The following is a 24,270-nucleotide window of genomic DNA, read 5'->3' as shown; positions in this document are numbered from 1 at the left end:
TCTATTAAACCTCCTTTTTGGATTTTAGCTTAAAAATTAAACCGAGTATTTGCAATGTTATGAGAGGAGTTAAAGCTACCATCGCTATCATCCCGAAACCGTCAACTATCACATCGGCTCCTTCAATAGCATCTGCTGCCCCCTGGGTAAATGCCAAAATAAATGTTGCAGTCATTGGGCCTGATGCGACCCCGCCCGAATCAAATGCAATACCAACAAATAACTTCGGTGCGATATATGTTAAGGCAATAGCAATTATATATCCTGGTAACAGGTAATGCCAGAGCTGAAGTTCGGGGATTAATATTCTTAACATGGATAAAGCGATTGCTATCCCCACTCCTATTGCCAATGTGGTTAACACTACTTTTCTTTTAACATATCCACTTGTGACATCTTCAACCTGGTTTGTGAGAACATATACTGCTGGCTCTGCTAATATTGTGACAATTCCTAAAATAAATCCAACAATCACAATATATGCTTTATTTTCTAACATTGCAAGGCTATATCCTAATTCCGTCCCTAAATCCATAAAACCTGCATTAACACCGACAAGGAACAGGACTAACCCAATGAAAGTAAAAGTGAGTCCAATCAGAATTTTCCGGAAATTTGTTTTAGATAACTTAAAAGAAACTTTCTGAAAGATAAGAAATATAAGAATAATAGGTAGTAATGCAATAAATACTTCCTGCATTATGTGACCAGCTTCTGTAACAAAAGGCCCGAGTATGGAAGCAGATTCGTGGTGAGATGGTTCTATGCCGCCTTTTAGCTCATCTGCCTGAGAAATGATGCTCATGATCATCACCGTTATAATGGCCCCGACAGATGCAATTGCTACAAGACCGAAACTATCTTTCTCCGAAGCTTTACTGTCTTTTTTGAGAACGGAAATACCGATTGATAAAGCCAGGATAAATGGCACTGTCATTGCACCTGTAGTAGCTCCGGAAGCATCAAAAGAAATTGCTAGAAATTCACGCGAAGTCAACAGTGCCAGAACCAGTACAATTGCATACAGCATTGTTAATATTTTATATAATGGAAGGTTATAAACAATCCTTACAAGTCCTAAAGCCAGCAAAACAGCAATCCCGACAGATACAACCATAACAATCAGAAATTTCGGTATTGCCCCTGAAGTTACCATTTCCACCTGCCCAGCTAATATATGCAAGTCTGGTTCAGCAATAGAAATTATAAAGCCTAGAAAGAGACCAGCCAGTATAACAATTGCTAATTTATTTGTCTTTGCAATTGCCTTCCCCATATGCTTACCAATCGGGGTTATTCCTATATCCACCCCTAAAAGAAAAACTGACAGTCCAATAATAATAAAAACAGCTCCAATTAGAAATCTGATTATCAGCGATGAATCCAGAGTTGTTAAGGTGAAATTTAGTATGACAACAATAATGGTTATAGGCATTACAGCTAATATCACTTCTAACAGTTTCGACCAGAGAACGCTCAAATTAAACACAATCCTCTCTATATTAATTAGCATTATTGTTATTTGAATATTTTAAAAATGAAGATAAAGTAAGACTAATTATGGCCTCCACATCTGTTATTCCACAAACAGAATGAGTTTACACCAATAAGCAACTTGATAAAGAAAAATTCCGAGGATATTTAACTTCATATAATTATAGCATATTTGAATTTTTCACTACAAAGGTCAAGGTTTATTTCTAACATTCATCTGCTTGCAAAAAAATGTTATTTACATTTATAGTCATCCATTGTAAAATAATACTACACAAATGAAAGCGCTTTATTTTAACAACGTTTTCATTTTGCAGGGAGGTGTGTTCACATTTCATCATTAGCGGTTATTTAAGTGGATGAAACATTATTTATAAAAGGGGCGGGTAATAATGAGAAAGTTTAAAAATGCTTTATTGTTATTTCTTCTTGTGACTATGTCAGCCATATTATTTGCATGCAATAATGATGAAAATGCTTCAAATAATGGAGCGGAATCCAGTTCTGAAACAGACACAGAAAACTCCTCCACTAATAACGAACCACAGGAAATCTCTATGATGTTTAACTTACACGTACCGGAAGTACCTGATAAGCGTTTAGAAGAGATGTTAGAAGAAGCCACAAATACAAAATTAGATATTCGCTGGGTACCTGATAACAATTATGCAGAGAATCTGAATACAGCGATCGCAACAAATAACCTTCCAGATGTCTTCCTATTAAAAGATGTTACATTAGACCAGCAGAAAGAAGCAGTCAGGGACGGACAGTATTGGGAAATAGGTCCATACCTTGAAGAATTTCCAAATTTAAGTAAACTGAATCCGGATATATTAAAGAATACCTCAATCGATGGCAAGATTTATACCCTATATGCTGGCCGTCCATTGTCACGCCAAGGTCTTATTTACCGAAAAGACTGGGCTGATAATTTAGGACTGGATACACCTACTAATCTTGATGAATTATATGAAATGATGCGTGCATTTACTGAAGATGATCCAGATGGCAATGGGAAAGATGATACAATTGGTTTAACAGACAGGGAGATTCTCGGGACTTTCGAAAACTTTGCAACATGGCATGGCGCGCCAAATAATTGGGGTGAAAAAGATGGTGAATTATTACCACAATTCATGTTCCCGGAATATCGCGAAGCAATGGATTATTTTAAAAGCTTATTCGATAATGGATATATTAATAAAGATGCCCCTGTTACAAGTAAAACTGATCAGCAGGAATTATTAAAAAATGGTACAGCAGGAGTTTATATCGGAACAATGGGTGATGTAGAAGGTATGTATAAAGATGCTGTAGCGATTAATCCTGATGTTGTTCTTGATGTTCATAACTATATTGAAGGACCTGACGGTGAATACCGCACAAGATCCATACCTGGATATGGAAGTATGCTCATTTTCCCTAAAGCAGCAATAGAAGATGAGGAAGAACTTCGCGGTGTCTTAAGTTTCTTTGACTATTTAATGTCACCTGAAGGGTCAAACTTGCTTATTTGGGGTGTTGAAGGAGAGCATCACGAAGTAATTGATGGTAAAGCACAAGTGATTGAAGAGAATAAAGAAAAATTTGACCGCGAAATCCTGCCATATACACCGTTGGAAATTGGTGAACCAGCAACAAACGGCCGTTATACAGGTCACTTTGAATATGAACCGAGGGCAAAAGCGGAAGAATTATATGAAGATAATAATAATTATTTAGTTGCTGACCCAACTGCAGCATTAGACTCTGCAACATGGGCTAATACGTCCGAAACACTGACTCAAATTATGGAAGACGCTACGTATCAATATTTCTTAGGGCAAATTGATAGTGATGGCTTTGACCAGGCAATTGAGAAGTGGAAAGAAGCTGGCGGAGCGCAGGTAATTGAAGAATATAATGAACAATGGAAAGCACAACAGTAAGTTACTTTTTCCAAAAAGCAGTTTGTTGAAAGTCGCCTATATGGTATTTCCATATAGGCGTATTAATTTAGTTTCTTACTCTTAAGTGAATGGCTTTCTCAGGATAGTCAGTAATTACAGCCTTTACCCCTATATCAAGCATTTTTTTCAATTCTATTTCATCATTTACTGTCCAGACTCTTACATTTGGGAGCATTTCCTGATAATCCGGAAACATATCGTTTGATACTAAATCTTTTGCTAAATGAAAACTTTCCAGATCAAATACCTGCATATAATCAGAAGGATTTGATATCGGACTGTGTAATAACCATGCTATATTCGTATCTTTATCTAATTGTTTCAGTCTGATTAATGATGGTAAATGAAAAGAAGAATATACAGTTTTCCGGTTACCGCCGAACTGTCTCATTGTAAATAATAATTTTTCTTCTATCCCTGGATATATGTTGATATATGTCTTTAACTCAATATTTAATTCAATATCAGTTCCCTCTAAAAGCTGTAAAACCTCTTCTAATGTTGGTACCCTTTCCTGCTGCCAATACGGGTGATAATTCGGGAAATGCTGAAATTTAATTCCTGCACTGTATTGTTTTATTTCATCCAGTGTCAGATCTTTTATATTGCCATTGCCATCTGTTGTTCTTTCTAACGTTTCATCATGAATAACAACTATTTCACCATCTCTGGTCATATGGACATCCAACTCTAAACCGTCTACCCCTTCATCTATTGCCGCTTGAAAACTTAATAAAGTATTCTCCGGATAATTCCCCTTACTTCCCCTGTGACCATAAATTTTTGTCAATGGAATCACATCCCCTCACCAATATAATTTACTATACTCATTAATTCCTTATTCACCACTGTTTAAAAAGAAAAATCTAACCAGCGGGGAGAGTTTCCCCACTGGTCTTGATCATTAAACAATTATTCACCTCGAGCTGTGTTTGCATTTTTAATCGACTGGTTTAATTGATCTACAGCTGTCTGGTATGCTTCCTCTACACCGCCCCCATTATAAACGGTTTCTAATGCCGTTTCTACAATTCGGCGACCTTCCGGAATCATGTCCATAATCGCACCTTGTGTTGCGAAAGAAGATGTTGTTGACTGCAATTGGTCAACCGTTACACGTAATTGAGGCATTGTTTCATATGCATCCTGTACTACCTGCTCATCATATGCATCCGGATTGATTGCGAAGTATCCTGTCCCAACATGCCATTCTGCCTGAACTTCTGGTGTTTGCAGATACTTCATAAACTCCCATGCTGCATCCTTTTCAGCCTGATTCTTCCCATCTACCATCCATAGGCTTGCACCACCAATAACAACACCTTCACGCTCCGTGTTTTCCGGATGCGGGATAAAAGCCACTCCTACTTCAAACGGTGCATTATCTATTACGTTGCGTGCACTTGCAGAGGACTGCATAAACATTGCAACATCTTCCGCTAAGAAACCTGATACCATGTTGTCCCCATTGGTACCATAGTTAGCAAAAGTGCCATCATCTATCATGTTCTGTACCCAATTAAAGATTGATTTACCCTGCTCTTCTGTAAAACCAATTTCCGTTGGTGTATCTGAACGTCCATTGTCATTATTCATTAAAAGTGCACCTTGATTTGCTAATAATTGCTCAAATAACCAGCCATATGCCTGAAGGGCGAAACCTTTCATTTCCGGATTACTTTCAGCGATAGCTTTTCCTGCTTCTTCAACTTCCTCATAAGTTGCCGGCGGGTTTTCCGGGTCTAGTCCTGCTGCTTCAAAAGCATCTTTATTATAATACATTACAGGTGTAGAAGAGTTGAAAGGCATTGAATAAAATTTATCATCAATTTTATAATAGTTGATAATATTTTCTTCCAACCCTGACATATCATAATCATCTTTATCTACATAATTTTGGATTGGCTCAATATGACCACTGTTAATCATAGACATTGTTCCAATTTCAAATACCTGGATCATAGTCGGGGCACTGTCTGTACCTGCAACTGTATGGAACTTAGTTAATGCTTCATCATATGTACCCTGGTATTCCGCATTTACCTGAATTTTATCCTGGGAATTGTTATAATCCTCAACTATTTTGTTTAATGCTTCTTGTGCTGCTCCACCCATTGCATGCCAGAAAGTTACTACCTGTTTCTCATCATCTGCTTCACTTTCCTCAGCGTTTGAATCATTGCTAGTATTTTCTTCATTTGACGCATCTTCGCCTCCACTTGCATCTGCATCATTTGAATTACACCCTGCAGCAATGAACACAACCATCATAATTATCAAACCTAGTAACCATTTTCTCAATGTGAACACTCCTCTTTATTTAAATATTTTATTTTAGTGCACCTTCTGCCAGTCCTTTTTGAAGCTTTTTTTGTCCAAGGAACAGAAGAATTAGTGTCGGTAAAACAACAATAATCGCTCCTGCCATAATGACCCCCCATTCATTTAATTGCTCCTGGGATTGCAGTTGGCGCAAACCAATCTGTACTGTCCGGGTTGTATCATCTGTTGTTGAAAGCAATGGCCATAAATACATGTTCCATGAAGTTAAAAATCCGTATACACCTAATGTAACAAGACTCGTTCTAGCCATTGGCAGGACAACAGTTAAATAAAACTTAAAATCTCCAATTCCTGCAATTTCACTTGCTTCCTTTAGTTCTTTCGGTATTTGCTTAAAGCTTTGTCTAAGCAGAAATGTCCCAAACGCCATTGCAAAGAAAGGCAATGTTAAACCTGTATAAGTGTTTATCCATCCCATATCACGAATCGTTTGAAAGTTAGGAATGATGGAGGCTTCAAAAGGTACCATCATTGTTGCGATAAAAACAAAAAACAAGATGTCTCTTCCTTTAAATTCCAGGAACACAAAAGCATATGCAGCTAAACTGGATAAAACAAGCTGGCCAATCATAATGACAATCGATACTATTAAACTATTTAACAGAAAATTAAATAATGGAAATCGATCAAATACCTGGACATAGTTATCTAACGTGAAAGAAGTCGGAATTATTTTTCCTGTCATAATATCCTGGTTTGACATAAAACTCATGGAGAATGCAATAATGGCTGGTGCAAATATTAATACAGATGATACAGTCAATAATAAATAAAATACAATTTTCTGGTATGCTGGTACTGTCATTGATAATGCACCTTCCTTTCTCCAAGCTTAAATTGGACAAGTGTCAACAATAATATGATGACAAATAATATAATCGCCTGTGCACTTGCTGCACCATGCTGATAATTCATAAATGCTTCCTGATAGATCGAATAAACAATCACATTTGTTTCATTTTGCGGTCCCCCGCGTGTTAGCATGTCAACCTGCCCAAAAGTTTGGAATGCGTTGATAAAAGATACTGTAATTACAAAGAATAAAGTTGGAGACAGCATAGGTATGGTAATTCTTCTAAGCTTATAAAAATAACTGGCACCATCTATATCAGCACTTTCATATAAATAGGAATCTATTGATTGTAATCCGCCCAATAAAATCAGAAAAGTAAAACCTACATTCATCCATATGGTTGATAACGATACGGAAATCAGGGCCCAGTCCGGGTCTGTTAACCATCCAATCGCCTCTACACCGAATAACTCCAATATTTGATTAAGCCAGCCGATAGTAGGATGGAATAGAAACATCCAGAATACGGAAGCTGCTGCGACTGATATTCCCATTGTTGAAGAGAAGATTGTTCGGAATATACCAATACCTCTCAATTTTTCATTAGCAAGTACTGCTAAAAAAAGACTAACAATTACAGTTCCAGGCACCGTGTATAAAACAAATAAAAAAGTTACCTCTAAACTTTTTAAAAATAATGGAGAAGTAAATATGGCCTTAAAATTGTTCATTCCCACAAATACGGTTGTTGCTCCACTACTGTCAGTTAAAAAGAAACTTAAATAAATTGTTTTAAACAATGGATAAAATAAGAAAACACTAAATAGAATGATTGAAGGCAGTAAGAATAAGACACCTTTCAAAAAAGATTTCGTTCTTTGTACTTTTTTTGCCTTCAAAAATTCACCTGTGTAATCTTTTTCCGCTTCAATTAATAAATCACTCATATCGCAACTACCTCTTGTTCTTTTGCTGTATTACTTGCCGGTTTGATCAATTCTGTAGTTTTTGAGTCAAAAAAGCTCATATGCTCAACAGAAATTTTCACAGGAACTTTATCTCCAACCCGAGCTCTCCATTGCCCAAGCCATTTCGCTGTCCAAAGTTCTTTTCCAATCTCAAAAGTTAACAATGTTTCATTTCCTAAATGTTCGACATTGATGACTTCTAGTTCATGTGTCTTCTTATCTTCCTCACCATGAAAAATATGCTCTGCACGTATTCCAATTGTTAAATCATCTTTTTGGATAATATTACCGATATCAGAAGTAGTGATCGGGATATGTATCGAGTCTTCAATAATCAAGTGATGATCCCTTATCACTGCTGTGCCTAGGTTAATCTTAGGTGAACCAATAAATGAAGCAACAAACAAATTAGCTGGTTCATTATAGAGAGTAATCGGATCACCAACCTGCTGAATCTTTCCATCATTTAAGACCATAATTCGATCACCCATCGTCATTGCTTCCACCTGGTCATGTGTCACATAGATCATTGTTAACCCTAATTTTTTCTGAAGCCTTCTAATTTCGATTCTCATATGGGCACGCAGTTTTGCATCTAAGTTAGATAACGGCTCATCCATTAAACATAATGGAGCATGACTTACAACCGACCTCGCTAAGGCAACTCGCTGTCTCTGCCCTCCAGACAGCTGCTTTGGTTTACGCTTTAATAATTCAGTCAGCCCCATCATCTCAGCTGTTTCTATTAACCGCTTTTGCTGCTCTTTCTTCTCTACTTTTTTTGCATGAAGACCAAATAAAATATTCTGTTCCACCGTTAAGTGCGGGTATAAGGCATAGTTTTGAAAAACCATTGACAGGTTACGGTCCTTAGGCCTTAAATGATTAACGACTTTGTCATTAATTTTCAATATTCCTCCCGTTATATCTTCAAGTCCCGCAATCATTCTAAGCAGAGTACTTTTTCCAGATCCCGAAGGGCCTACTAATACAAAAAATTCGCCTTCTTCAATTGCTAGATTTATCCCATTGAGGACATTCTTTTGATTATCATAAGATTTTTCAAGATCTATCATTTCCACATGTTGCAATTTGACTACCTCCCTACTGAGACTACAGACATTAAATCATATTTTTCATTGCAATTGACATTTTTTACAATAATTAAACCGTTTTTATAAATACTAATAACAAATCTAACAATCTATTAACAAAATTAATATTTTACTCCGTCACATTCTGTTAACTGGGTGAATAACCTAAAAAAGAGGAGGGATTGAAAATGCATCATCAAAATTCTTATCAGGGTCATCAAATGAAAAATCTTTGTGAGCAATATCAGAATTATTATGTAGTTGGTGAATTAACAAATGGAGAAAAAATTGAAGGAATCATTCAAAGTGTTGATCAAAACAGTGTAACAATGCTGGTACCGGAAAATATTGAGGCAGATGAGGAACAGCGTCAATTTGGATATGGGTACCCACGCAGATTTTACCGTCGTTATTATCCATATAGATACCCGTTAGGTTTATTAAGCGGACTTTTGCTGTATCCATTTCTCTTTCCACCATATCCTGCGTATCCTGGATACTGGTAATCAAAAAAACTCAAGTGGCTACTTGAGTTTTTTTATCTTATTTTTATTGTCTTATGTCTGAAACAGATTTCCTTTCTATGAGGATGGGAGTAACCGTATGATGATAGCCATGTCTATCATTCAATAGCTCTAACAGCATTTCGGCAGCCTTTGTCCCAATTCTCTCACTTGAATGGTTAACCGTTGTTAATGGTGGATTCATATATGCTGTATAATATAGCCCGTCAAAACCAGTAACAGATACGTCGGCTGGTACCTTGGCCCCTTTTCCGGCTAATGCAGAAATGGCCCCCATTGCCATTAAGTCGTTGGCACAGACAATTGCTGTTAGATCAGGATTTTCGTTGATTAACCGGATGGCAGCATCTTCCCCGCTTTTCCCATTAAAATTTCCATGGATGACTTGAGAGGTATTATGGGTGATACCATTTTCCTGTAATACTTCATAAAACCCTGCATAGCGTTCCTTACAGATGAATAAATGATCTGGTCCGTTAATAAAACCAATTATTTTATGACCATTTCTAATTAAAAGTTCTGTAATCATTCTCCCGCCTTCACGACTATTGGACCCGATTGCCGAACACTTATCGCCAACAACCTTGCCAAAGTTTACAGCAGGAATATTAATTGACTGAGCTTCCCTAAGAATATTATCTTCTCTCGTGATTCCTGGTAAGAAAATACATCCCTCCAAGTTACGCTTTCTTACCCACTCTGTTAAAAGATTATTCCTGTAATCTGCTAATTTTACCGGAAAAATGATGACATCCTTCCCGCCTTCTCTGAGAACCTCCTGAATGGATGGTAACAGTTCAAAAAAATCAGGGTTTACTCCTTCTATATCAAATTCAGGAAAGAAGATACCTATTAATTGACTTGATTTTCCTGCCATTTGCTGTGCTCCGAGGTTAGGAATATACCCCAATTCTTTTGCCTTCTTCTTCACTTGTTCGATCGTATTTGGATGTACACCATAACTCCCGTTTAAGGCACGTGATACAGTACTTACAGCCAGCCCTAATTCTTTTGCGATATCCTTTATTGTCACTTTCACTTGTGTACATCCTTTCTGCTCTTAATGATAAAACTAATCATCTGATGGAGCCCGAATTACGATCTCCTTACCTTCCAGATGCAGTTGCAATTTGTTTAAGCCTGCTAATTCCAATTCTTCTAAATAGTTTGAGGGAATCTGAATTCTTCCCGACTGATCCATTACAACATATTCATCATGTGAATCCTCTTCCAGATCAAGTGATTCTTCAAGCACTGCCATTTCTTCTGCATAAGATTTCCTTCTAATCATTTCCGAAGATGTTCTCCCGTCTCTTATCGCAATTACCCGGTCTACTCTCTTGGCTAAACGCTGATCATGTGTCACTATTACAACAGTTAAGCCTAGTTCTCTATTCAGACGATTAAATAATTGCATAATCTGGTCTGCAGTTTTCGTATCGACAGCACCTGTTGGTTCATCTGCCAACAGTAATTTCGGCTGATTAGCTAGTGCTATCCCTATCGCCACTCGCTGCTGTTCACCACCTGAGAGTTGGTGCAATAAATTGTCTTTACGATGGTAGAGACCGACAGCATCCAGTAATTCCAAAGCCCGTTCCCTCCGCAGCCGTTTATTCAGCAACATCGGTATTTCTATATTTTCTACAGCAGTTAAATACGGAATCAGATTGCGAGCATTATTCTGCCAGATAAATCCAACTGTATCACGTTTATATTCTGTTAATTCTTTTTCATTGAATTTTAGCATATCCTTTCCATCAATAAACAACTTGCCTGCCGAAGGACGGTCAAGCCCGCCCAACATATTTAATAATGTAGATTTGCCGCTTCCTGAGTTTCCGATAATAGCTGTAAACTCTCCTTTTTCTATCATTAAGTCTAAACCTTGCAATGCTACTACTTCTAAACCTGAGGCCTGATAGATTTTTACTAAGTTTTCACATTGGATCAATATCTACACCTCCTGATTAGTCCTCACCAAGACGAAGCGCCTGGTGGATCTTAATTCGTTTTAAATAATAACCTAGTGTTAATAGCGCAATCATCATCATTAATAATATGAATATAGAGAGAATCAATATATCCATTCCTTTAATCATAACTTCAAATGGAGGCACTATCTGACTCGGGTTAAATACTGTTTGAAACATTGGTACAAAAAGAAAACTTGTAACAGCACCAGTGATCATTCCAACAAAAATACCAACACCTGATGTCAGTAATTGTTCTAAAGTTAACATTGCAATCATTTGTCTGAATGTAATTCCCATCGCCCTCAGAATGCCAAATTGTAAGATGCGACGCTGTAATGACAATATCCAATATAATAAAAACCCGAAGAATGTAACACATAATGATAATATAAAACCGAAACTCATCACACCATTCATCGCCAACCGGAATGGATCATTACGGCTTTGAATGATTTCTGCTGCTGTATCTTTATAGCCAACTAAATGAATATCTTTTTCTGTAAGCTGGTCAATAAAAGCTTGCTTATTCATACCTTTATTAAGTTTAACCCATACATCATAAGGTTCTAAACCTAATTCATTTTGTATAGTTTCTAAATGCCCAACAATAAGCATAGAATCTGCATTTTCCTGTGATGGGTTAGGGATATTCGGGTTAAAAGACGGAAAATAGTCCAAAATACCGTAGACAGTTACTTGCAATTTCTCCGTACCTACCCAACCTACTTCAATCTTATCACCTTCAGAGACATTTAAACTTTTCGCCAGCGTATCGGAAATCAGAACAGCATAAGGATCTGTCGCCATTACATTCAGATATTCATAAAAATGATGTGGTAGCAAACCATCCTTCATCCATGAAGTCCTGCCAAATTCATCTGTAACAATCCCCATCAGTTCTGCTCTCCCATTACCTTCTTCAGCCCAGAAGTAAGCATCTTCCTTAGAAAACACGCGAGCACTGCTGTCAATTCCCTCCAGCTTACTGAATGTTTCATAGGGTGGTTCAATATAGCGTACTTGTTCTTCTTCATCCTGAAGGCTTGCAGGATCAACCGTCCATTGCTGGCTCAGTACAATCTCACTGCCATTACGATACCAGATTTGTTCTTCCATATTATCATTTAATGTTCTGGCAGCACTTGTACTGAATATACCAATGGCTACTGTTAAGATTAGAAATAACATGAGTAATTGATATTGCTTAGTTCGTCTGCTTACCTGTAATAATGAAGAATAAAAAGGCGGTGTCCAGGCATTTTTTCCGATTCGGTAAACTAAATGAAGCGCATATGGATACAACCTCAAAAGAACTAGGCCCAGACCTGTAATGAATACAAACGGTATAACAAACAAAATCGGGTCAATGTTCATTTCCAACCCTTCTGTTTCTAAAGCAAGCAGTGTTTCAAGTTTTCTGTTAAGGTGATAAAGGCCATAGCAACCAAGTCCCAGCAGTATAAAGTCAATTCCATAACGGAACCAGAACGATAACTTTCTTTCCCTGGCTTTATCACGCTTCTGATCTACAATACTTACCCGCATAGAGAGAAGCATTGGAACAAGATTAACAATGATAACAAAAACAGCTGCAATCCCTGAATACGCAAAACTGGTGAAACTTAAGGAAACATTTAAATCCCCTCTGTTCACAAAACTTAGAAAACTGTCACTCGAACCTAATATTTTGGTCACAAAAGCTCCTAAGAATGGACCAGTGGTAAAAGCAATACAAGCCAGTATCACAGATTCTATTAAATATAATAAAAATATTTGTTTTCTGGATGCTCCTCTGCTTCGGAGAACAGCCATTTCAGGTAACTGTCTTTCTACTAATAAACCTGACACCATGTAAACATAGAATATTACTAAAACTAATAAAGGAATATTTAAAGACAGTAATAACAGGCTGAGTCTTTCTTCTTTCTCTTTATACTGTGAAAATATATCCATTGCTGCTAATAAAGTTGGTGTGAAACCCTGAATTGTTTGTTTGTAATAATTGTCTATTTGCTGTTTCTTCTGCAGAAATAAATCGGCTGATGCAACTGATAACTTGGTGTAATCAACGTTTGCCAGCCAGCTTGCGGAACTAAGGGGAATAATTTCCTGTTGTACAATCTCATTAAATAACTGTTCATTTATAATAATAGATTTGCTGTACTCGCTTAGCGGTTCAGTCCAATACCGGTCATTTAGATCTTTCTGTTCTATTATGCCGACTATTTTCACCTTCACACCATCTGCAATACTATTTTCACTTATAAACGTATCGCCGAGTTCCATGTCATACTGGACAAGTAAGGCTTCTGTAACCATTCCTTCATATACACCGTCTACCGGGGCAGCTGAAGGGTATTTGCCTTCAACCAGATCGACATGCTCCTCAATATTTGTCCGCATCACCATATCTACCTGGTGACTATCTGAATTACTTTCCTTGTCAGTAACCGGCCGGACACTAAAATGTCTTGTGCTTCGTTCCCTGATAAATTCGTGGATTTCAAAGCTTCTCTCCTCTATAATTTGCTGCTCCCAGTACTCATCTAATTGCTGCAGCAGTTCATACCTTGTAACCTCTTCGTCATCATGTAAACTTAAAGATAACTTTGCTGATAAGCTGCCAGGGTATTTCCATGTATCCATATAGAACTGATCTAATTCTTTGATTAACATTCTTTGAAGAATGGATTCTTTGTAAATGGGAAGACTGCTTGTTAGCATCGTGCTTATCATCATGCCGCTTAACAAGCTAATAACAAGCCAGCGATTTTTATTCATTTTTCTAAATAACATCATAAAGATGGTCATTTGTCAGATCCTCCTATTGATCACTTTACAATCACCTGATCACCGGCTTCTATTCCTCTTATTATTTCAGTTTCTGTTGTATTACTAATTCCCACTTCCACATTCTTCTCTATACGCACACCGTCTTCCAGTACATGGATATACTGTTCGTTTAACATCTCACGTATGGCATTTTTAGGAACAATAACAACGTTTTCTTTTTTATCCAAGACAATTTTCACTGTTGCCTTTTCGCCGATTTGAATATCTTCAGGTGCTTCAGGTAATTCGATATATAATTGCTGACTGTACTTCTCTTTTAATTCTTCATCCTCAACAGATGGGGCAGTAGCAGGTGTCTGCACAACTTTCCCTTTATATGTCTTGTTTCTGAAAATAACATCAGCAGACATACCAACAGTGACTTCTTTTAAATAAGCATCAGATGTACCACTGAACGCTAATCGTGCCTCCGCAGGATTCGCCACCGTATAAAGCATCTGGTATGATTCGATTGTATCTCCAGCTTTGATGCCTCCATCGAATACAATCACTCCATCCATTTTTGCTTTTAAAGCTTTGTCTGTCAGCTCATTGTTGACTGCATCATATTCCTTTTGGGCAATGTCCCTTTCTAGTTGTGCAATACGGATTTTTTTTGAATTCCCGGAATATTTTGCTTCATCAAGTGCTAATTGTTTCTTTTCCAATTCCAGTTCTTTTTTTAATACCTCAAGATCTTCTCCATTGCTTTCCAGCTGCAAAAGAACATCACCTTTCTTTACTGTGTCTCCAGCTGTAAAATAAACCTCTTCCACTCTTCCAGATGTCTGGGTAAACTGATGATAAGCCATTTCTGTTGACTCGAATATTCCATTCCCTGATAAGCTTCTTTCAATTGTTCCAACACTTGCCTCTACTGTCGCTATCTCTTCACTTGCTGGTTTTTCCAGAGGTGGTGCTAATGTTGATTCTTCTTTGGGCAAAAGAGAACATCCCATTAATAGTGAGAGTAGTATCCCACTGAAACTGTACATGAAAATTTTATTAGACCGCTTCAATAATTTCACCATCCTCTAAGGTATAAACTTGATCAGCAATATCAAGCATTGCCGGGTCGTGACTCGTCATAATAATTCCAACTTGTTCTTTTTCTATTAAATCTTTAAATAACTTCATTATTTGCAGCCCCATTTTGGTGTCAAGTTCTGCTGTTGGTTCATCTGCGAGAATGACTTTAGGCTTGCAGGCAATTGCCCTTGCAATGGATGTTCTCTGTTGTTCACCACCCGACATTTCATCTGGACGATGGTGCATCCGTTCTTTTAATCCAACAAAAGTGAGAGCTTCCTCTGCATATTTTCTTCTTTCCTGTACAGGTATCTTCGCAATCCTCAATCCAAATTCAACATTTTCATATGCTGACATGAATGGAATAAGAGCATGTGACTGAAAAATTATACTTATATCTTTCTGTCTAAATTCATCACGTTGTTCTGAGGATAATGCGTAGAGATCCTTATGATTAAATATAACTTTTCCGGAAGTTGGCTGATCCAGACCTGCGAGAATATTTAGTAAAGTTGTTTTTCCGGAACCTGATCTACCCCTTAGTATTACTAATTGTCCCTGGTCAACTTTAATGGATGCGTCCCTTAGCGCACGGACTATATTTTTGCCAGAGCCATAATCCCTGCTAACCTGTTCTGATATTAATATTGGTGCATTTTCTGTATCCAATTTTCCCCCTCCTAATTTTCTTATTAATGTAAGCACTTACAGTAAAAAGTATAAATTATCCATTTTATGATGTAAAGGAATTTTCGGAAACGTTTGCAAAAACTAATATAATGATTATTGATTATTTCTAACAAAAAAAGAAAGAGATTAACTTGTCATTAATCTCTTCCTTCAAATTATGTTCCGCAAAACGTCTGTTGCGGTCTTTCCGATTTAGGTGGTAATGAAGCGTACTCCAATTGATCACTTGAATGTGCATAAGGTTTAAATAAGACGTTAAGCAATTGAAACAATTTAGAATAGTCATCATCCATCACTGCCGCATTTATCGCTTCTTCTACACGATGGTTTCTTGGGATAATTGCCGGGTTGTTATCTTTCATCAAATCCACAGACTGACTCATTGATTCTTTCTGCCGCTTCAGACGCTCTTGCCATTTATTCTCCCATAATTGAAAAGGTTCTGTACCAAACATTACAAGACTTTTTCTATCTTCAAAAGTCAGGGCTCTAAAGGTATTGGTAAAGTCTGCTTCGAATTGGCTCATTAATTCGAGCAGCTCCTTAATAAGCTCTTCATCTGATTCTTCCGGATTATAAATGCCGAGCTTTGCGCACATTCCTTTGAGCCAATGATTATGAAAATGTTCAGGAAACTTTGAGATTGCTTCTTGTGCCAACTCAACTGCCCTGTCATTATCTTCATCTATTAATGGTATTAAACTTTCGGCAAATCTAGCCAGATTCCAACCGCCGATGTTTGGCTGGTTTCCGTATGCATATCTACCTTGCCTGTCAATAGAACTAAAAACAGTTGCCGGATCATACTCATCCATAAATGCACAGGGCCCATAGTCAATCGTTTCACCACTTACTGTCATGTTGTCTGTGTTCATTACACCATGGATAAACCCAACCAGTTGCCATTTTGCTATAAGGTTTCCCTGCCGCTTCACAACTTCGTGCAACAAAGCAAGATAAGGATTGTCCATCTTTTCCAAATCAGGATAATGCCGTTTAATTGTATAATCTGCTAATTTCTGAACATCTCCCTCTTCCCCAAATGTCGCTGCATATTGAAAAGTACCAAATCGAATATGACTTGAAGCAACCCGTGTTAAAATAGCACCAGGCAGTACAGTTTCACGCATTACTTGTTCTCCAGTTGTCACAACAGCTAAACTCCTTGAAGTTGGAATTCCTAAAGCATGCATTGACTCACTAATAATATACTCTCTCAGCATCGGTCCAAGAGTCGCCCGGCCATCACCACCTCTGGAGTATGGTGTGATACCTGCCCCTTTTAATTGCAGATCAAATTTATCACCATTTGGTGAAACATGCTCTCCTAACAGGATTGCACGCCCATCCCCCAGCATTGTAAAATGTCCGAATTGATGTCCTGCATATGCTTGTGCGATAGACATTCCCCCATTAGGTATTGTGTTACCTGCCAGTATTCCAATATTGGTTTCCTGCTTTAATTCATCCACCTTAAGGCCAAGCTGTTCTGCTAAACCTTCATTAAACAATTGTAAAACAGGACTACTCACAGGTGTTGGATTTGTTTTGCTGTAAAACCGCTCCGGCAATGATGTGTAACTATTATCAAAGTGAAAACCTATTTTAGCCATTGAATCTCCCTTTCCAGTCGATAATTATCGTATATTCTTTTATTATTCTGTTAAAAGATTGACTATATTCCTCTTTATTCTTCCAGTTTAACAAAAAAACAGATACACTATATAAGTATCTGTTTACTTCAGTAAATCCTGCACTAATTTTTTATTCTTTTCTTTAAATATATCATTATGTGAAGAAACCATCGCATATTCCGTTGCTTCTGGTTCTAAGTATTTTTTGGCACTGTTCACCGCATTAGCTGCATCCTGAAATGCTCCTAATATAAGATGCACTTTCCCATCATTTTTTAATTTATCTCCCGCAGCAAATAAACCTCCAACGTTAGATGCCGATTTGTTATCTCCAGCGATATAAAAATCGTCGATAAGCTCAATAGGTAAATCACTGTTTTCAATGAGGGATGAATCACGATCAAAACCATGGTTAATGACAACATCATCTACTGGTATTGACGTAACCTCTCCAGTCTTGCTGTTGGTTAGTTCCACCTGATTAATTTTTTCTTTCTTCTGATTAGATATTAATTTAGTAATAGTTGTCTGAAAGAAGCATTCAATCGAGCTATTTAGCAATTGTGTTATTTGTGCTTCATGTCCATTTAAATTCTCGCGGCGATATGTCAGGTAGACTTTCTTCGCAATTGGCTCCAGTTCATTTGCGATATCAATTGCTGAATCACGACCACCAGAAATTATGACAACTTTATCTTTGAATTTTTTAAAAGACTGAACTGTATAATGCAAATTAGTCAGCTCGAAACGTTCTGCTCCATCTATCTCTAATTTCTGAGGTTTTAATATACCGCTCCCTGTTGCAACAATGACTGTTCTTGTGTAATGGACTTTTCCTGTACTTCCATGTAAGAGAAAAATTCCATCTGCTCTCTTTTCAATTGATTCCACCTTTTCATTCAGGACAACTTCCGGCTGAAACGTTAATCCTTGTTCGGTTAATTGATCAATCAGCTGCTGGCCGGTAACTGGTAATAAACCTCCGACATCCCAGATCATTTTCTCTGGGTATACATGGATTTTCCCGCCTAATTGCGGCTGGAATTCAATAATCTTTGTTTTCATTTCTCTTAATCCGCTATAGAAAGCTGAATATAATCCAGCAGGTCCTCCACCGATTACAGTTACATCAAAACAGTCCTCTTGTCGCAAAGCAATCCCTCCAACATATATTTTAAAAAACCGTTGACAAACGATAATGATAACCATTATCATTATAAACGATATTGATAATCGATTTCAATTAATAATTTTAAAAAGGAGTTTTACATATGAAAAAGTTTTTATGGCTTATCTTTATTATCCCTTTATTTATACTTGCCGCATGTGGCGGTGAAAGCGCAACAGACACTAATAATTCGGATAATACAAATGAAGAAGAAACAGCTGCAGATAATCAATCCGCAGAAGGGACGATAACCTATGAATCAGAGAATGGGCCAATTGAAGTTCCTTCCGATCCGCAGCGTGTAATCGCACTATCCGGCTTTGCAGGTAATGTTCTTGCATTGGATGTTCCTTTGATTGGGGCAGAATCATTCAGCATGCAGAATCCATTATATGACCTTGAAGGGGTACAAGAAGTTTCAGATGAGAATTTAGAAAAAATTATTGAGTTAGATCCTGATTTGATTATCGGACTCACTACAATTAAAAATTATGATCAATTAAGCGAAATTGCTCCTACTGTAACATTTACATATGGGGAATATGATTATTTAGATCAACATATTGAAATTGGAAAGTTATTAAACAAAGAAGAAGAGGCAACGAAATGGGTAGAAGATTTTAGAGCACGCGCTCAACAGGCCGGAGAAGAAATTAAGGTAGAAATCGGTGAAGATGCCACTGTTACAGTAATTGAGAATGCAGATAAAGAATTATATGTGTTCGGTGATAACTGGGCTCGCGGTACGGAAATTCTCTATCAGGAAATGGGTCTGGCAATGCCTGATAAAGTGAAAGAGGATGCATTAGAGGCTGGCTATTATACCTTATCATTAGAAGTTCTCCCAGACTATGTTGGTGATTATCTTGTTATCAGTAAGACAGAAGAAACGGAAACCTCTTTTATGGAAACCGAAACTTATAAGAACATCCCTGCTGTTCAAAACGATCAAGTTATGGTCGCAGATGCGAGAGAGTTTTATTTTACTGATCCAATTACACTGGATAACCAGCTGGAATTTTTCCTCGATAACTTTTTAGAAAAATAATTACTCTAGGATGGGCCTGTTTTCAGTCCCATCCTCTATTCATTACATTTAATCAATAGGGTATGACAGACATTTAGCGCTGTGATAAAAGAAGAAAACGATAATCTGTAGGAAAGACGTTGATAAATAATGAAAGCGAAAAATTTCTCTTACAAGTTAACAGGAAGTTTCATCTTACTGATTCTCGTCAGCTTGATTGCAATGAGATTCGGTGCTGCGGATACTTCGTTGAAAGATGTATGGTTTGCTGTTACCTCTTCGAAAAAAACAGATACAGTAACAATGCTGCAGGAAATTCGGTTCCCAAGAATTATCGCTACTATCTTTGTTGGTGCTGCTCTAGCAGTAGCAGGAGCCATTATGCAAGGGGTAACTCGCAACCCATTAGCAGACCCGGGATTACTTGGGGTATCTGCTGGAGCAAATGTGGCACTTGCTATGACAATGGCATTCATTCCTGTTGCAAATTATTTTTCTATTATGATCGCATGCTTTATTGGAGCAACAATTGGAACATTGCTCGTTATTGGAATCGGTGCCATTAGCAATAGTGGATTCTCAGCGTTGAGAATAGTCCTCGCAGGTTCAGCTGTTTCTGCTTTCCTATATGCAATTGCAGATGGGATCGCCATTTATTTCGACATCTCAAAAGATGTATCAATGTGGACTGCTGGAGGATTTATTGGAACAAACTGGTCTCAGTTACAAGTCGTCTTACCGTTTATTGCTGTAACATTAATCGTCTCCTTACTGTTTTCCAGACAGCTTTCTTTATTAAGTTTAAATGAAGATGTTGCAGTCGGACTTGGACAAAACATTCTTGTGATTAAAGCAGTCCTTTTTTTACTAATCAGTCTATTAGCTGGAGCTTCTGTTGCATTAGTCGGGAACCTCGCCTTTGTCGGCTTAATGATACCGCATGTCGTGCGTGCTATTGTTGGTTCTGATTATCGAAATATTCTCCCAATGTCTATGATCATAGGCGCCGCCTTTCTGGTAGCCGCTGAAACAATTGGCAGAACAATTAATGCACCGTACGAGACTTCAGTTGCAGCAATTATATCGATAATTGGATTACCATTTTTTCTGATTATTGTAAGAAAAGGAGCGAAACAGATTTGATGACGAATAAATTAGTAAGACAGCGGGTTATTGTCATTTCTTTAATTTTACTAATTATCATTGCAGCAATACTCAGTCTGGGATTAGGTTATTCTTCCGTATCTTTTCAGCGGATAATTCCTACACTTTTAGGTGAAGGCACAGTTAAAGAAGAAATGGTACTATTTTCATTCAGATTACCTCGAATCCTTGTCACCATTTTGGCAGGGATGGCACTAGCATTATCTGGGGCCATATTACAAAGTATTACACGAAATGACTTAGCTGATCCCGGTATAATCGGCATCAATGCTGGAGCAGGAATTGGGGTAGCGATCTTCTTTTTATTTTATCCTGTTGAAGCTGGAAGCTTTGTATATGCACTCCCAGCGGTCGCTTTTTTCAGTGCTATCCTGATTGCATTTTTCATCTACATATTTTCCTATACGAAAGGACTTGGTGTTCAGCCAATAAAACTGGTTCTTGTTGGAGTAGGTTTTTCTATGGCATGCTCCGGAGGAATGGTTGTCCTCATTTCATCGGCAGAGGATGAAAAAGTTGCTTTCATCTCCAAGTGGCTGGCAGGTTCCATCTGGGGCACAGACTGGCCATTTATTCTCGCGCTCCTTCCATGGCTTGTTATTCTTGTTCCTTTTACTTTATATAAAGCAAGTAAGTTAGATTTACTGGCTTTTAGTGAACCAGTGGCTGTCGGAGTAGGGGTACAGGTGGAAAAAGAGAGAGTTGTCCTGTTAATTTCTGCAGTCGCGTTAGCTGCTGCTGCTGTTTCCGTAACAGGCGGGATTGCTTTTGTTGGACTGATGGCACCACATATTGCTAAGTCGCTAGTTGGTCCTCGAAACCATCTCTTTGTTCCCATTGCTATTTTAATAGGGGGACTGTTGTTACTTATTGCTGATACAATAGGGCGTAATGCATTAGAATCTGAGGAGATTGCAGCAGGGATTATTACTGCCCTGATTGGTGCCCCATACTTTATCTTTCTGTTACTTCGAAAAAAATGAATATCGTCTCCAGGACTGCTCATCATTGGTTCCCTATACTCGCTGAACTTTCAGAGCCTCTTGAAACAACGCGGAAATAAAACAATCGTAACTGAAAAAGCATCAAATGGATTATTTGATGCTTTTCCAATCAGTCAGCAACGACGATATCATTATTTCTCCCTGTTAATAAAATAATCCAGTAAGTGTTTCAGGAAATTGGAATTTTGCGACATTCCATCTAAACTTTCCTGTGCCTCACAATAATGATCCCACATTGCTTTTTTGGCTTCCACAATTCCGAGTACTGAAACAAATGTTGAGCTGTCATTATGTTGATCGTTTCCTGTAGGCTTTCCGATAATATCCTTTTTCCCTTCCACATCGAGCAAGTCATCTTTAATTTGAAAAGCGATTCCGGCATGATAAGCATATTTCTTCATATAACTTTTTTCCGTATCTGAGGCCTGCGCAAGAATCATTGGCATAATTATAGCGGCTTCAAATCCAATTCCTGTTTTAAAATAACACATTTGATTCAGTTCTGATAGTGTCAGCTTCTTGCCTTTAGATTCCAGATCAATCGCCTGCCCTTTGCACATTTGGGCAGTCATTTTGGCTGAATACTGGATGAGACCAAGAACACTTTTGGGGTCAAACTGATCCAGTGCTGCCTGTTCTTCGTATGCCTTTTGGGTGAGAAATAAACCTGTCAACTCTGCGACAGCACTATTATAAGCTTCATGCAGTGTCGGTTTCCCCCGTCTTATAGAAGCATTATCCTGTGATGGTAAATCATCAAATATAAGTGAAGCGGTATGCATGTATTCCAGTGATTTCAACAGCGGTATAATGGCCACTTCATCTAATTGATAGATATCTGTAGCAACCATTGAAGCGACAATCGGACGTAATCTTTTTGCATCACTTACTAAACTGTAGTTCGCAGCCCCTGTAATTAATTCACGTATTTCTTCACTCTGCTGAATCGGTAACCTTTTGTTTAACCTATTTCTTATTACAGAAACATTCCTTAAAAATTGTTTCTTCTCCTCACGATTTTCTTTCATTGTTTTCAGCATATGATCACGCAACAGCTTATCAAAAAAATCAACATCATTAACTTTATGAATCAGCTGAAGAATAGATTGGTGAAATTCCTTGATATTTCTTGCAAAGACACCCATCAGCTGTTGATATTTATCCTCACCTAATCTCTCTTTATTTCGTTTCAAGCCATTTATTGCCCTGCTTAAGATAATGTGTGCAGTTTTTTTATCAGAATGATAAACATTGTGAATTAAATAATAGATAACTGCCCAATATAGCTCAAACGGATTTATTAAATCATTCCTCTTGTCATAGTAAGTAAAATAATACGTATATGGTGTAACAGCTCCGTCTTCATAATCCTGGAAAAAATCAGTAAAGTCATCAGATAATTGATTATAGATTCCGTAGTAAAATGTCCGATTATCTATTTCTTTATCTGTACTGCTAATTAAAGACCGGACAATCAGGCGTGAAGATGAAGACTTTAAAATTACGGGAAGATAGAGTTCTCTATTAGTAAGAGAGGGGTTTGTTAAGTTTTTCTCCCTGTCAATCTCCTGTGATTGGAAAAAAATATTTACCTGATCAAAAAACTTTTCTCTTAATTCCACGGATATTCGCTGTGTAATAAAGGAAAATGCTTCTCCAAGTTCCCTGTGAACAAAACGAATCAGTTCTTCATTTTCTCCTTCCCACTCTTTCCACACAACAACCTCTCTGTTTGTAAAAGTGGTTCGTAACAGATCCGAATATTGCTTTTTCTCATGGGCTGTCAAAATATCAGCATCCAACAGATCATCAATAAATGGATATGTTAATCCATAACAATAGCCCAAACGGATTGCCTCATCCAGTCGTTTGGCTCTCTTATTTCCTTCCATATTCTCTTCCATCTCATCATATTCATGGAGAAGCACCCCTCCAATTATTTTAATGAGTTTACGTTTAGCATTGTCTTTGTCCATGCCTTCAGGAATATGATCAGAGACCAGTTTCAACTTATCCATTAACCAGAGGAACGTTTCTTCAATCTGTTCATTTTTTGCCCATCGATACAGTTCTGTTAAACGAAATGGCTCCATACCACTTTTACTGGTCAGATATTTCTCCAGATCACTGACAGTACTAGTAATCCTTTCTCTCGTTTCCTGAGAGGCTAACGATTTACCTAAATCCCGCAAATAAATATAAGAGATACTCCGCTCTAAATAACTCGTTAAAGATCCGGATTTTTTCAGCAAATTGATATAGGAAGAGTATTCTTTCGTTTGTACGAGTTTAGCTGATATGGAAAAAAGTCTGGATATGGAATGTTTTCCTTTTAGTGTTTCCAAGTCACTTTCTAAAGCCGGGAAAACTTCACCTGACTGGATTAAATGAAGTAACTTTTGAAAATACACTTCAGCCTGTTTTTCCGCCGCCTGGTACATTGTATTGGAATTTTTCAATTGATTATCGTTCATTCTATGTACCTCTTTTTCTGTCTCATTAATAATATTATTAACTCCATAATCACCTTACGATTCAGGAAGAGGATTTGTTTCAAAAAAAGCAGGTGATTTATAAC

At 37.6% G+C, this 24,270-nt stretch carries 19 protein-coding genes; 5 read left to right on the top strand and 14 right to left on the bottom strand.

Annotation, left to right across the window (positions count from 1 at the left end):
* Positions 1 to 4: 4 nt before the first annotated feature.
* Positions 5 to 1,480: a DUF1538 domain-containing protein gene (locus tag BMW36_RS07810; RefSeq protein ID WP_089740306.1), complete on the bottom strand. Its 1,476-nt coding sequence runs from the start codon at positions 1,478 to 1,480 to the stop codon at positions 5 to 7.
* A gap of 406 nt (positions 1,481 to 1,886) precedes the next feature.
* On the opposite strand from BMW36_RS07810, the gene BMW36_RS07805 reads away from it, so the two are divergent.
* The gene (locus BMW36_RS07805) at positions 1,887 to 3,425 is read left to right on the top strand and encodes an extracellular solute-binding protein (RefSeq protein WP_089740305.1); all 1,539 of its coding nucleotides are present in this window, start codon (positions 1,887 to 1,889) and stop codon (positions 3,423 to 3,425) included.
* Positions 3,426 to 3,492: 67 nt separating this feature from the next.
* On the opposite strand, the gene BMW36_RS07800 is transcribed toward BMW36_RS07805, so the two are convergent.
* The 5 genes from BMW36_RS07800 to BMW36_RS07780 form a co-directional block, all read right to left on the bottom strand.
* Positions 3,493 to 4,245 carry a glycerophosphodiester phosphodiesterase gene (locus tag BMW36_RS07800; RefSeq protein WP_245711628.1) on the bottom strand — a complete coding sequence of 251 codons (753 nt, stop codon included), beginning with the start codon at positions 4,243 to 4,245 and terminating at the stop codon, positions 3,493 to 3,495.
* A gap of 113 nt (positions 4,246 to 4,358) precedes the next feature.
* Positions 4,359 to 5,747 carry an ABC transporter substrate-binding protein gene (locus tag BMW36_RS07795; RefSeq protein WP_425431928.1) on the bottom strand — a complete coding sequence of 463 codons (1,389 nt, stop codon included), beginning with the start codon at positions 5,745 to 5,747 and terminating at the stop codon, positions 4,359 to 4,361.
* A gap of 28 nt (positions 5,748 to 5,775) precedes the next feature.
* On the bottom strand, positions 5,776 to 6,594 hold the full coding sequence (locus tag BMW36_RS07790; protein ID WP_089740304.1) for a carbohydrate ABC transporter permease: 819 nt from the start codon (positions 6,592 to 6,594) through the stop codon (positions 5,776 to 5,778).
* Positions 6,591 to 7,529 carry a carbohydrate ABC transporter permease gene (locus BMW36_RS07785; RefSeq protein ID WP_089740303.1) on the bottom strand — a complete coding sequence of 313 codons (939 nt, stop codon included), beginning with the start codon at positions 7,527 to 7,529 and terminating at the stop codon, positions 6,591 to 6,593. Before BMW36_RS07785 ends, BMW36_RS07790 begins: the two co-directional genes overlap by 4 nt.
* Positions 7,526 to 8,641, bottom strand: a complete 1,116-nt coding sequence (locus BMW36_RS07780; protein ID WP_089740302.1) for an ABC transporter ATP-binding protein — start codon at positions 8,639 to 8,641, stop codon at positions 7,526 to 7,528. The genes BMW36_RS07785 and BMW36_RS07780 overlap by 4 nt, the downstream gene beginning before the upstream one ends.
* Positions 8,642 to 8,832: 191 nt before the next feature.
* Here BMW36_RS07780 and BMW36_RS07775 point away from each other — a divergent pair, with 191 nt between their 5' ends.
* A complete protein-coding gene (locus BMW36_RS07775) occupies positions 8,833 to 9,150 on the top strand; it encodes a hypothetical protein (RefSeq protein ID WP_089740301.1) in 318 nt (105 codons plus the stop codon).
* Between the two features lie 43 nt (positions 9,151 to 9,193).
* Here BMW36_RS07775 and BMW36_RS07770 read toward each other — a convergent pair whose 3' ends face one another.
* The 7 genes from BMW36_RS07770 to BMW36_RS07740 form a co-directional block, all read right to left on the bottom strand.
* Positions 9,194 to 10,207 carry a LacI family DNA-binding transcriptional regulator gene (locus tag BMW36_RS07770; protein WP_089740300.1) on the bottom strand — a complete coding sequence of 338 codons (1,014 nt, stop codon included), beginning with the start codon at positions 10,205 to 10,207 and terminating at the stop codon, positions 9,194 to 9,196.
* Between the two features lie 33 nt (positions 10,208 to 10,240).
* Positions 10,241 to 11,122, bottom strand: coding sequence for an ABC transporter ATP-binding protein (locus tag BMW36_RS07765; protein ID WP_089740299.1), 882 nt, complete (start codon positions 11,120 to 11,122; stop codon positions 10,241 to 10,243).
* A gap of 16 nt (positions 11,123 to 11,138) precedes the next feature.
* Positions 11,139 to 13,955, bottom strand: coding sequence for an FtsX-like permease family protein (locus BMW36_RS07760; protein WP_089740298.1), 2,817 nt, complete (start codon positions 13,953 to 13,955; stop codon positions 11,139 to 11,141).
* A gap of 20 nt (positions 13,956 to 13,975) precedes the next feature.
* The gene (locus BMW36_RS07755; RefSeq protein ID WP_175480379.1) at positions 13,976 to 14,920 is read right to left on the bottom strand and encodes an efflux RND transporter periplasmic adaptor subunit; all 945 of its coding nucleotides are present in this window, start codon (positions 14,918 to 14,920) and stop codon (positions 13,976 to 13,978) included.
* A 61-nt stretch (positions 14,921 to 14,981) separates the two neighbouring features.
* Complete coding sequence (locus tag BMW36_RS07750; RefSeq protein ID WP_089740296.1) at positions 14,982 to 15,674, bottom strand: ABC transporter ATP-binding protein; 693 nt, start codon at positions 15,672 to 15,674, stop codon at positions 14,982 to 14,984.
* Positions 15,675 to 15,850: 176 nt separating this feature from the next.
* Positions 15,851 to 17,308: a protein adenylyltransferase SelO gene (locus tag BMW36_RS07745; RefSeq protein WP_089740295.1), complete on the bottom strand. Its 1,458-nt coding sequence runs from the start codon at positions 17,306 to 17,308 to the stop codon at positions 15,851 to 15,853.
* A 123-nt stretch (positions 17,309 to 17,431) separates the two neighbouring features.
* A complete protein-coding gene (locus BMW36_RS07740; RefSeq protein WP_089740294.1) occupies positions 17,432 to 18,481 on the bottom strand; it encodes an NAD(P)/FAD-dependent oxidoreductase in 1,050 nt (349 codons plus the stop codon).
* Between the two features lie 119 nt (positions 18,482 to 18,600).
* Between BMW36_RS07740 and BMW36_RS07735 the strand changes: the two genes are divergently transcribed.
* The 3 genes from BMW36_RS07735 to BMW36_RS07725 all read left to right on the top strand — a co-directional run bounded on the left by BMW36_RS07735 (position 18,601) and on the right by BMW36_RS07725 (position 21,671).
* Positions 18,601 to 19,545 carry an iron-hydroxamate ABC transporter substrate-binding protein gene (locus BMW36_RS07735; protein ID WP_089740293.1) on the top strand — a complete coding sequence of 315 codons (945 nt, stop codon included), beginning with the start codon at positions 18,601 to 18,603 and terminating at the stop codon, positions 19,543 to 19,545.
* Positions 19,546 to 19,674: 129 nt separating this feature from the next.
* Entirely contained in the window at positions 19,675 to 20,667 is a 993-nt protein-coding gene (locus BMW36_RS07730) for a FecCD family ABC transporter permease (RefSeq protein WP_089740292.1), read from the top strand.
* Complete coding sequence (locus BMW36_RS07725) at positions 20,667 to 21,671, top strand: FecCD family ABC transporter permease (RefSeq protein WP_089740291.1); 1,005 nt, start codon at positions 20,667 to 20,669, stop codon at positions 21,669 to 21,671. Before BMW36_RS07730 ends, BMW36_RS07725 begins: the two co-directional genes overlap by 1 nt.
* Positions 21,672 to 21,823: 152 nt before the next feature.
* Here the strand turns inward: BMW36_RS07725 and BMW36_RS07720 are convergent, their stop codons facing one another.
* Positions 21,824 to 24,166, bottom strand: coding sequence for a polyprenyl synthetase family protein (locus BMW36_RS07720; RefSeq protein ID WP_089740290.1), 2,343 nt, complete (start codon positions 24,164 to 24,166; stop codon positions 21,824 to 21,826).
* Between the last annotated feature and the right edge of the window lie 104 nt (positions 24,167 to 24,270).

The organism is Gracilibacillus ureilyticus, from assembly GCF_900111195.1.
Taxonomy (GTDB): domain Bacteria; phylum Bacillota; class Bacilli; order Bacillales; family Amphibacillaceae; genus Gracilibacillus; species Gracilibacillus ureilyticus.
This window is presented reverse-complemented; position numbering and strand designations above follow the sequence as displayed.

Excerpts from the sequence above, each read along its gene's own strand:
- BMW36_RS07805 (WP_089740305.1), top strand. The coding sequence starts at position 1,887 with ATGAGAAAGTTTAAAAATGCTTTATTGTTATTTCTTCTTGTGACTATG.
- BMW36_RS07790 (WP_089740304.1), bottom strand. The coding sequence starts at position 6,594 with ATGACAGTACCAGCATACCAGAAAATTGTATTTTATTTATTATTGACT.
- BMW36_RS07720 (WP_089740290.1), bottom strand. The coding sequence starts at position 24,166 with ATGAACGATAATCAATTGAAAAATTCCAATACAATGTACCAGGCGGCG.
- BMW36_RS07735 (WP_089740293.1), top strand. The coding sequence starts at position 18,601 with ATGAAAAAGTTTTTATGGCTTATCTTTATTATCCCTTTATTTATACTT.
- BMW36_RS07785 (WP_089740303.1), bottom strand. The coding sequence starts at position 7,529 with ATGAGTGATTTATTAATTGAAGCGGAAAAAGATTACACAGGTGAATTT.
- BMW36_RS07775 (WP_089740301.1), top strand. The coding sequence starts at position 8,833 with ATGCATCATCAAAATTCTTATCAGGGTCATCAAATGAAAAATCTTTGT.
- BMW36_RS07730 (WP_089740292.1), top strand. The coding sequence starts at position 19,675 with ATGAAAGCGAAAAATTTCTCTTACAAGTTAACAGGAAGTTTCATCTTA.
- BMW36_RS07760 (WP_089740298.1), bottom strand. The coding sequence starts at position 13,955 with ATGACCATCTTTATGATGTTATTTAGAAAAATGAATAAAAATCGCTGG.
- BMW36_RS07745 (WP_089740295.1), bottom strand. The coding sequence starts at position 17,308 with ATGGCTAAAATAGGTTTTCACTTTGATAATAGTTACACATCATTGCCG.
- BMW36_RS07725 (WP_089740291.1), top strand. The coding sequence starts at position 20,667 with ATGACGAATAAATTAGTAAGACAGCGGGTTATTGTCATTTCTTTAATT.